This window comes from Cupriavidus sp. GW823-FHT06D04, from assembly GCF_058795055.1.
Genome location: NZ_JBXAHL010000007.1, coordinates 19,663 through 29,841, shown reverse-complemented (window position 1 = coordinate 29,841; position 10,179 = coordinate 19,663). Strand labels below are relative to the sequence as shown.

The 10,179-nt window shown below is 64.0% G+C and carries 8 protein-coding genes; 4 read left to right on the top strand and 4 right to left on the bottom strand.

Translation table 11 applies throughout. The features are described from left to right. Positions 1–178 precede the first annotated feature (178 nt). From AC1Q7H_RS12045 to AC1Q7H_RS12030, 4 genes are all read left to right on the top strand, one after another. Positions 179–1,015, top strand: coding sequence for a GntR family transcriptional regulator (locus tag AC1Q7H_RS12045; RefSeq protein ID WP_153954086.1), 837 nt, complete (start codon positions 179–181; stop codon positions 1,013–1,015). A gap of 238 nt (positions 1,016–1,253) precedes the next feature. Continuing rightward, positions 1,254–2,834, top strand: coding sequence for a gamma-glutamyltransferase family protein (locus AC1Q7H_RS12040; protein WP_153954087.1), 1,581 nt, complete (start codon positions 1,254–1,256; stop codon positions 2,832–2,834). A 105-nt stretch (positions 2,835–2,939) separates the two neighbouring features. Further along, complete coding sequence (gene oxlT, locus AC1Q7H_RS12035) at positions 2,940–4,214, top strand: oxalate/formate MFS antiporter (RefSeq protein WP_153954061.1); 1,275 nt, start codon at positions 2,940–2,942, stop codon at positions 4,212–4,214. 150 nt (positions 4,215–4,364) lie between these two features. Continuing rightward, complete coding sequence (locus AC1Q7H_RS12030) at positions 4,365–5,909, top strand: amidase family protein (RefSeq protein WP_492378524.1); 1,545 nt, start codon at positions 4,365–4,367, stop codon at positions 5,907–5,909. A 264-nt stretch (positions 5,910–6,173) separates the two neighbouring features. Here the strand turns inward: AC1Q7H_RS12030 and AC1Q7H_RS12025 are convergent, their stop codons facing one another. The 4 genes from AC1Q7H_RS12025 to AC1Q7H_RS12010 form a co-directional block, all read right to left on the bottom strand. Further along, positions 6,174–7,154 carry a Bug family tripartite tricarboxylate transporter substrate binding protein gene (locus AC1Q7H_RS12025; RefSeq protein ID WP_153954063.1) on the bottom strand — a complete coding sequence of 327 codons (981 nt, stop codon included), beginning with the start codon at positions 7,152–7,154 and terminating at the stop codon, positions 6,174–6,176. Between the two features lie 236 nt (positions 7,155–7,390). After that, the gene (gene phnE, locus AC1Q7H_RS12020; protein WP_492381325.1) at positions 7,391–8,413 is read right to left on the bottom strand and encodes a phosphonate ABC transporter, permease protein PhnE; all 1,023 of its coding nucleotides are present in this window, start codon (positions 8,411–8,413) and stop codon (positions 7,391–7,393) included. A gap of 11 nt (positions 8,414–8,424) precedes the next feature. Next, positions 8,425–9,201, bottom strand: coding sequence for a phosphonate ABC transporter ATP-binding protein (gene phnC, locus AC1Q7H_RS12015; RefSeq protein ID WP_492381324.1), 777 nt, complete (start codon positions 9,199–9,201; stop codon positions 8,425–8,427). Continuing rightward, positions 9,201–10,148 (bottom strand): phosphate/phosphite/phosphonate ABC transporter substrate-binding protein, encoded by a 948-nt coding sequence (locus AC1Q7H_RS12010; protein WP_211981345.1) that lies wholly within the window; start codon positions 10,146–10,148, stop codon positions 9,201–9,203. The genes phnC and AC1Q7H_RS12010 overlap by 1 nt, the downstream gene beginning before the upstream one ends. Between the last annotated feature and the right edge of the window lie 31 nt (positions 10,149–10,179).

Below are 10,179 nucleotides of genomic sequence, written 5' to 3'. Positions count from 1 at the left end.
TACCCCCCCCCCCCCCCCCCCCCCCCCCCCCCCCCCCCCCCCCCCCCCCGAGGCCCGGTGCGGTCCGGCCGGTTTTCAACGTCTTCGGGATGCCCGCAAATCGGTGGTATGCTTTCGCGCACGCCACGCGTGTCGCTCTGCCGCCCGCCAAAGCGATGCCCATTTCGATGTCAGTCCGATGCGCCGCACGACGCCCCTGCCAGGCCCTTCTTCAGCTACCCAAGCAGACTCCGGCTTTCCAGGCTCTCCGCCAGAGGTACAGGAGCGCCAGGGCGGCGCGGCAATAACCGGCGAATCGTCCCGTTCGCAACGTGCCTACTTCAGCCTGCGGGACGACATCTTTGCGTTCCGGCTGTTGCCTGGCGACCGCTTTTCCGAGAACGATGTCGCGGAGCGGTTCGGCATCTCCCGTACGCCGGTACGCGAGGCGCTGCTGCGCCTGCAGTCCGAAGGACTGGTGCGCGGGCACTTCCGCAACGGCTGGGAGGTGGTGCCGATCGACCTGGCGCGCTTCGAGGCACTTTATGACCTGCGCACCTTGCTGGAGACCCATGCCGCCATGCGCCTGTGCCAGCAGCCGGTGTCGCCGCGCGTGGATCGCGCGTGCCTGGAGGTGCTGGCAGCCACGTGGCAAGTCCCGCCTGCCGAACGCCTGACCGACGGCAACCAGGTTGCCGACCTGGACGAGGCGTTCCACCGAGCCATCGTCTGCGCCGCGGGTAATCCGGAGGCAGCCGCGGTACATCAACAGGTCACGGACCGCATCCGGATCATCCGGCGCCTCGATTTTGCCTACGGCGAGCGCATCGCCCTCACGTATGAGGAGCACGCCAATATCCTCACGGCGCTGCTGGCCTGTGATGGCGCGCGGGCGGTCGAGTTGTTGACCGGCCATATCGAAGAAGGGCGCGTCGAGGTCAGCCGCCTGACCACCGAACGGCTGGAACAAGCCCGCACCAACCTCGAGCGCCCGCTTGCCACCGACGCACCGCCGCGTCGCAGGCGCTTCGGGTAAGCCCCAATATGGTGCCGTCGGCGCCATAATTTTTCCCACTTCCCGTTACCTTCCCCTGTCGGGGAATTCCCCGCTATCGCTAGCAACGCCTTGACCGGCGCGGCATCGCTTGCCCTGCAGTAGTGGCAGGGGATGGCGTGGCACAGGCCTTGCGTTGTGTTCCGTGAATTTTATGTATACATAATTTCCGGAGCACATTGTGACATTTCATCGGAACCCCATCCGCGGCAGCCGCGGCATGGCGGTCGCGCCGCACGCCCTGGCTTCGCAGAGTGCACTGGCGATCCTGCGCGAAGGCGGAAACGCCGTCGAAGCGATGATCGCGGCCGCGGCCACGATCGCGGTTGCCTACCCGCATATGAACAGCATCGGCGGCGACAGCTTCTGGCTGATCGCGCGCCCGAATGAGGCGCCCCGCGGCCTCGAAGCGTGCGGTGCGGCGGCAGGGGCTGCCAGCATCGAGCGCTACCGTGAAGCGGGCCTCGCGACGATCCCGTTCCGCGGCGGGATGGCGGCCAACACAGTCGCCGGGACGGTGTCCGGCTGGCATGCCGCGCGCACCTGGTCGCGCGAGACGCTGGGCGGGCGCATGCCGCTGTCGCGGCTGCTTGCCGATGCCATCGGCTATGCCCGCCACGGCGTTCCGGTCACGCATAGCCAGGCGGCCTGCATTGCGGCGAGGGCCCATGAGCTCTCTGGAATAACCGGATTTGCCGAGACGTTCCTGGCGGGCGGCGTGCCGCCGCTTGCCGGTGCGCGTTTTTGCCAGCCGCGCCTGGCTGCCACGCTGGAGCAACTGGCGGAAGCGGGGCTTGACGATTTCTACCGGGGCGACCTGGCCCGCAGCATTGCGCAGGACCTGGCCGCCGTCGGCAGCCCGCTCAGCCTGCAGGACCTCGCCGGACACCGCGCGGTATGGAAGGCGCCGCTGGTGCTGGCGCACTCGCGCGGCCGCGTCTATAACATGCCGCCACCCACTCAGGGGCTGGTGTCGCTGCAGATCCTGGGCCAGCTGGACCGCCTGCTCGATCTGCTGCCGGCGAGCGCCATGGCATCGACTGGCGCGCCCTACGTCCATGCCTGTGTCGAGGCAACCAAGCAGGCCTTTCTGGCCCGCGACCGCCATATCACCGATCCCGCGTACATGGACGTGGATCCACGGGACCTGCTTGCGCCGGCCTGGCTCGATGCCGCGGCCGCGCGGGTCCGGCCCGACCAGGCGCTGCCGTGGGGAGAGGGCATGGGGCCAGCGGATACGGTCTGGATGGGCGTGGTCGACGCGGAGGGCGTCGCGGTCAGCTTTATCCAGAGCATCTATCACGAGTTCGGCAGCGGCGTCGTGCTGCCTGCCTCCGGCATCAACTGGCAGAACCGCGGCTGCAGCTTCTCGCTGGATCCCGCCGCGCGCAACCCGCTGATGCCGGGGCGCAAACCGTTCCACACGCTGAACCCGGCCCTGGCGCGCCTGGCCGACGGCCGCACGCTGGTCTACGGAAACATGGGCGGCGACGGCCAGCCCCAATCGCAGAGCGCAGTGTTCTCGCGCATCGTGCATTTCGGCATGAACCCGCAGGCCGCGATCGACGCCCCCCGCTGGCTGCTGGGCCGCACTTGGGGCCAGACCACCGACACGCTCAAGCTCGAGTCGCGCTTTCCGCAGGCGACCTGCGACGCTTTGCGCACACTTGGCCACGAGATCGAGCTCTTGCAGCCGTATGACGAAACCATGGGCCATGCCGGCGCCATCGTGCTGCACCCCAGCGGGCTCTACGAAGGTGGCGCCGATCCCCGCAGCGATGGCGCCGTTGCCGCCTGGTAATCCGCGCCGGGATGCCGCTTGCCAATGCGCCTCGCGCGGCAGGTCCCGGTCTTCTACGCAGTTCCCCTTGTCCGATCCCCGAAGCTGGTCTGAAGGAGTAGTCCGATGAATACCGTTGCAGAGAACGCATCAACAGGTACCGCCCTAGCCTTGCCGGCGGCGCGCGAGCGCTGGATACAACTGGCGCTTGGCATGCTGTGCATGATGGCGATTTCCAGCCCGCAGTATGTCTGGACGCTGTTTACAAAACCGCTGGCCGCCAAGCTGGGGGTTCCGCTGTCTGAGTTGCAGGTCACGTTCTCGTTGCTGATCGTGCTGCAGACATTCTTCTCGCCGTTCCAGGGCGCGCTGATTGAACGCTTCGGGCCGCGCCGGCTGATTGCGCTTGGCACGGTGCTGTCGGGACTGAGCTGGGTACTGGCGGCGCAAACGCACAGTGTGGGGCTGCTGTACCTGACCTATGGCGTCGTGGGCGGCCTGGGCACGGGCATTGTCTACGTCGGGGTCGTCGGGCAGATGGTGCGCTGGTTCCCGGACCGGCGCGGGCTTGCCGTGGGCATGGTCGCAGCGGGATACGGCATGGGTGCCATCGCCACGACCTTTCCGATCGCCTCGGCACTGGCCCAGAAGGGACTGGAGGCCACGTTGTGGCAGTTCGGCCTTCTCTTTGCCGTGATCGGCTTCGTTGCCTCGCAAGGTCTTCGTTCGCCGCAGGGCGTGGTGCTGCCCGAACATATTGCGACGCGCACCGGTGCCAGGGCCGCCGCCGACGTCCCAACCCGCGAGATGCTGCGCACGCCGCTGTTCTGGCTGCTCTTTGCCATGATGACGATGATGTCCACCTCAGGACTGATGGTGACATCGCAGATGGCGACCTTCGCGAAGGACTTCGGCGTTGCCGGCGTGACTGTGCTCGGCATGGCCGCGCTGCCGCTGGCGTTGACGCTGGACCGGTTCACCAACGGACTGACGCGCCCGCTGTTTGGCTGGGTATCCGACCGCTGGGGCCGGGAGAACACCATGTGCTTCGCCTTCGCGCTGGAAGGCGTGGCGATGGCGCTGTGGCTGCTGACGCGCGAGAATGCGGTGCTGTTCGTGCTGCTGTCCGGCGTGGTGTTCCTGGGCTGGGGTGAGATCTTTTCGCTCTTTCCTTCCACGCTGACCGATACCTTCGGCACGCGCTATGCCACGACCAACTACGGCTGGCTCTATATCTCCCAGGGCATCGGGTCGATCCTGGGCGGACCGCTCGCTGCGCTGATGCACGAAAAGCTCGGTAGCTGGATGCCCGTGTTTGGTGTTGCCATCACCCTCGACATTGCGACTGCATTGCTCGCGATCGCGGTTCTCAAGCCGGCACGGCGACGGTATCTCAGATAACAGCTGGCTGGCGATCCTGATTTCTCTTTCATAACGATCAAAAATTTTCACCATGCCAGCCTCGATTGGCGGGCTGTACTTCAGAACCATCTGACCTTATCTATGCGCTTAAAAAGATATTCTTTCGGGATCCGATTCGCGGCAAATGCGATGGCATTACTTTCTGGAATCCTGCCATTCACGGCATATTCTGCCGAGAAATCCTTCAATATTATGGAGTCTTCGGTCGCAGACATTCATCAAGCGCTGAGGAGCGGAAGCCTGAGTTGCCATGGGCTGGTCCAGCGATATCTGGACCGGATTCACGCATATGACAAGCAAGGTCCCGCCTTGAATGCCATGCTCTACATGAATCCAGATGCGCTGGCCCAGGCAGATGAAATGGATCGCGAATTCCACCGCAGCGGAAAATTGAAACCACTGCAGTGCATCCCAACGGTGCTGAAGGACAATTACAACACGGCCGACATGCCGACCACCGCTGGCTCGGCTTCGCTGGCGGGTTCGCGGCCCACTGAAGACGCATTCGTGGTGGGCCGGCTGAAGCGGAGTGGCGCCGTGATTCTCGGCAAGACCAATCTTCAGGAATTCGCGCTGGGCGGGGTGACGGTCAGTTCGTTGGGCGGACAGACCAAGAATCCCTACGACCTCAAACTGACCCCGGGCGGATCGAGCGGCGGCACCGGGGCGGCACTGGCTGCCAATTTCGCCGCCATCGGCACCGGCTCGGATACGGCAAATTCGCTGCGCTCCCCGGCTTCCAACAATAGCCTAGTGTCGATTCGGCCTACGCTTGGACTGGTCAGCCGCTCGGGTATTGTGCCGGTTTCCTTCACGCAGGACGAGGCAGGCCCGATCACGCGTTCGGTGGCTGATGCCGCCCGCATGCTGGACGTCATGGCGGGGTACGATCAAGCCGATCCGGTGACCGCAATGAGCTGGGGCCATATCCCCGGGACCTATACGGCATACCTGGATAAAAACGGACTGAAAGGCGTGCGCATCGGTGTGATGCAATCCCTGTTCGGGACCGGGACCGATCACGAGGAAGTCAATCGCGTCATGGCACATGCGATTGACGTGCTGAAGAAAAAGGGAGCGGTCATGGTACCGGTCTCGACACCCGAGCTGGATACCGACAAGCTGAACGGCCAGCTCGATGTTCAGAAATACGAATACAAGAGCGTCATGAACCAGTACCTGAAGGATGTCGGAAGCAAGGCTCCCGCACATTCGCTGGACGACATCGTCGCCAGTGGGAAAACGCATCCGAGCCTGAGCAAATTCCTGCAGTCCGCCAAAGGCATCGAGAATGGCCTGAATGAGCCTGATTACAAGGACCGGCTGGTAAAGATCGACGCGCTCAAGATCCGGCTTGCCAACGTGATGGCGGAGAACCACCTCGATGCCATGATCTATCCACATCAGAAGCGGCTGCCCGTGCCGATCGGAGAGTATGACCAAAGAGAACGCAACGGCATTCTGGCTTCGCTGACCGGATTCCCGGCAGTGGTGGTGCCTGCCGGGTTCTCTTCTCCCACCGAGGAGGCCCCGCGCGGCGTGCCCGTCGGCCTGGAGTTTCTCGGTCGCCCGTGGAGCGAACCGCAACTCATCCGATACGCGTATGGTTTCGAGCAGGCGGCCCGCGCACGCAAGATGCCTGCTTCCACCCCGGGCCTGGCGCGCAACGACTGAGAATCCGCTTTTATCAAAGAGATGGCCCGCTCTGGTGCGCTCCGCCTGGCGCCTGCAAGAGCGCGGCCTGTCCCTTATGCCAACGGCGCTTGCCGGCGGAAATCGCGCCCAGCACGCCTGAGGAGTTCCTGGACCTCTCCCGCCGCGAGACGGTCAAGTGGGCCAGGATCGTGAAATTCTCCGGTGCCAGGATCGATTAAAGGAAATCCCCGTAAGTATTTGCTGCCGGCGTGGTCCCCGATGGCGTGTGCATGCCCGCTGCGTTCAGTTCAGGTGCACGTTTGCGGCTTTTACGAGTTTGCCCCACTTTGCTACGTCGTTTTGCATCAGTGCCGCCAGCTGCTTCGATGTGCCACCTTCCAGGATGACGCCCTGACTTGCCAGCTGCGAAACCAGGTCCGGAGATGCAACGGCCTTTTGCACCTGCGCGTTGAGCAGCTCCACGATCTCCTTCGGCGTGCCGGCCGGTGCCAGTAGCGCGAACCAGTTCTTGGCTTCGAATCCCGGCAACCCGGCTTCGCTCAGCGTCGGGATATCTGGACTCGTGGGCAGGCGCTTGGTCCCGACCACCCCCAGTGCCTTGAGCTTGCCGGCTTTCACCAGCGGCATGGACGACGGAACGCTGTCGAAGAACACCGAGACATTGCCGGCAAGCAGATCGGACATGACGTTATTGCTGCCCTTATAAGGGACATGCAGTATGTCGACACCCGTGGATATCTTGAACATTTCCAGTTCAAGGTGCGACAGCGTGCCGTTTCCCTGCGAAGCGGCGCTCAACTGCCCGGGCCTGGCTTTGGCCAACGCGATCAGTTCTTTCACCGAATTCGCCGGGACCGAAGGGTTCACGACCAGCATATGGGGTACATGGCCTACCAGCGATATCGGCGTGAAACTCTTCAGGATATCGAAGCTGAGTTTGCTGTAGAGGTTGGATGCGATGGCAAGCGAACCGGACGCCAGTAGCAGTGTGTAGCCATCGTGCGCCGCCTTGGCGACGACGTCTGCGCCGATGGTGCTGCCTGCACCAGGCCGGTTCTCCACCGTCACTGGCTGACCCAGTCCTTCAGACAACTTCTGGGCAATCGCTCTACCCAGGACATCCGTTGCACCGGCCGGCGGAAATGGGACCACCAGTCTGATTGGCTTGGATGGATATGCCTGCGCCTGCGCAGTACCAGCACCGAAAGCCAGTACGCAAATGGACAGCGCCAGGGCTGCCCCACGTACAACTACTTTCTTCATCGGACGCTCCCGAAAGATCAAACTCCACTGAGGCTGCAACCAGTTTGCAGCGGCAGCATCCGACGCAACGTCCGTGCCAGATCCTCTGCGGCCATGGGCCCTCATGGAGTTCGCTCACATGTGCACCACCTGCTTCGTCAGGCAGCGATGAGCCTGCGTATTCCGGGATGCGCGATCGACGATTTCGGCGGGTGAGTCTGGCCTCGGTTTTTGCCAAGGACGGCGTTGGCATGGACTCATATCAATCTCGCGCGCACGCGTGCCGAGAACTGGTCGAGCAGGAACACCACGATGAAGATCGCAATCAGGATGGTGGCAACATGGCCGTACTGGAACATGTCGAAGCGGCCTTTGAGTTCCTGTCCGATTCCGCCGGCGCCGACCAGTCCGATGACAGTCGCCATGCGAACGTTCCGATCCAGGATGTAGAGCGTATAGGCCGTGTATTGCGGCAGTACCTGCGGCATTACCGCGTACCACAGCGTCTTGAGTTTTCCCGCGCCGATGGCTTCCAGCGCCTCCTGTGGCTTGTTGTCGGCGTGCTCGATGTCCTCCGCGTAGAACTTGCCGAGAAAGCCGGCCGCATGCAGGCTCAGCGCCAGCACGCCGGCGATCGGACCGAAGCCGTAGGCCAGGACCAGGAACAGGGCGACGATCAGTTCCGGCGCAGACCGCAACAGGCTGATCGAGGCGCGCGCCAGCGTGTAGGTGAACCGGTTCGGCGTGTAGTTGCGCGCGGCGAGGCAGGCCAGCGGCATCGACAACAGGACCGACAGCACGGTGCCCCAGATGGCGATCTCGACGGTCTCAACCATCTTCACGAAGACGGTCCACAAATAGCCCATCGGCCTGACCAGGTACTCGGTGCGCTCCAGCCTGGTTTCCCATTGCAGGGATTGCGGATTCAGGTGCTGTTCGCGGTTCTCCTGGATTTCGATATGGGAGAACATGGGCAAGTGCCGGCGATCGAGCCCGGGCAAGCGCGCCACTTCTTCCCTTTCGCCAAGCGCCGGGGGCCACATCGACTCGGCCACGCGCGACAGGCCGCGCACCACCTGCGAGTCAGGGCTCAGGCCAAGCAGGTTGCCCACGGCTTGCCCCGTCATGGTCACCATGCGGTCCATTTCGGTGCGCTGGCCGGTATAGAGCAAGGCCGCCAGCAATGCCAGCACGATCAGCGAATGGCGCGCACTGTAAGGTTGGTCGAGTTTCCAGTCGGCTTGCGTGCCGGGAATGGCTGGATGGGCGGGATTGTTCATGGCGGAGTCCTTCAAGCGGCAAGCGGTAGCGAGGGGGAGGGTGCGGCTTCTTCCCAGCTGACGCCGCCATACAATCGCTCGACTACCTCATCCGTGAAATCGGCGGGTGTCCCGTCGAACACGATGCGGCCGCTGCGCATCCCGACGATGCGGTCGCCGAACTCGCGCGCCAGGTCGACCTGGTGCAAGCTGCAAAGGACAGCGCTATTGCAGGCGCGCGCGGCGTCCCGGATCAGGGTCAGGATGTCGCGAGAGATGCGGGGGTCCAGGCTGGCGACCGGCTCGTCAGCCAGGATGACTTCGGGGTCGAGCATAAAGGTGCGGGCAATGCCGACGCGCTGCTGTTGCCCGCCCGAGAGTTCGCCGGCGCGGCGCGGCAAGTGCGACGGGTCAAGGCCCACGCCGGCCAGCAGGGCGCACGCGCGTGCGCGGTACCGGGGTTCAAACCAGCCTAGCAGCGCTCGCCACATTGAAACCTCCGGCAACGCGCCGGCCAACACATTGCGCGCAACGCTCATGCGCGGGGTCAGGTTGAAATGCTGATGGATCATGGCAACCCGGCGGCGCAGCTGGCGCTCGGTGGCGCGGGTCAGCTCGATGCCGTCGATTGCCACGCCGCCCGTGCCTGGTCTCATCAAGCCGTTGACGGCGCGCAGCAGCGTCGATTTGCCCGCGCCCGACGGCCCGAGCACAACGCAGAATTGCCCGCGCGGCACCGACAGGCTGACGTCGGACAAGGCCGCCGTACCATCGGGCCAGACCTTGGATACGCTATCGAAGTCGATCATCAGTGCGCACCGGCCTTCATGATGATGTCGGCCTTGACCTGGTCGGTCACCAGCTCGAACATCTTGCCCGCGGCCGCCATGTCGGTTTCGCTCACCTTGGAGGTATAGCCGTCGACCTTGCTGCCGCCATAGCCGCGGATCTGATCCTTGGTGATGCCGGGCAGCTTGTTGATGTTGTTGAAGGCATCGCGCAGCCTGGCCTTTACGCCGTCGCTCAGTTTCGGATGCATGGCGAGCGGCGGATAGGGAATCGGCGCGCTCTTCGCCACCACCTTGATCCTGGCGGGATCGATGGCCTTTGCGTTGGCTGCTTTCTCGAAGGAATCGAACGAGGCGCCACCGGCATCGACCAGGCCTTCGGCCAGGGCCTTGAGCACATTGGCGTGGCTGCCGGCCATGCTGATCATGGCAGCGTCCCTGGCCGGCCGGACACCGGATGAAAGCATCATGGCCACGGGCACATTGAAGCTCGACGTCGAGTTGACATCGCCGAGCGCGATCTTCTTGCCCTTCAGGTCCCGGATCCGCTCGATGCCGGCATCGGCGCGGGCGAAAATGCCCGAGTAGTACACCGACTGGCCGTCGCGCACGGCGAGCGCCAGCAACTCCGCGCAGCCGCGGGCGCGGGCCTGCAGATAGCTGGCCGGGCCATACCACGCGATATCGGCGGCGCCATTGCACATCGCCTCGACCACGGCGCCGTAGCTCTGTCCGATCTTGATATCGAATTTCAGTCCCGTGGCCTGGCTGATGGCGCCGAAGATGGGCTCGAAATCCTTCTTCGTGCCATCCTCGGTGCCGCCGTCGGCCGGAATCAGCACGACGCGCAACGGGCTGGCCGCGCTGCCATCGTGCTGCGCCTGCGCGAATACGGTCGCGCTGCCGGCCAGGCCGGCGCAGGCCAATGCGATTGCCGTGATGGTCCGGATGCAAAATCGGCGGTACATGGTGATAGGTCCTTCCCTCGGTGGTATAGCC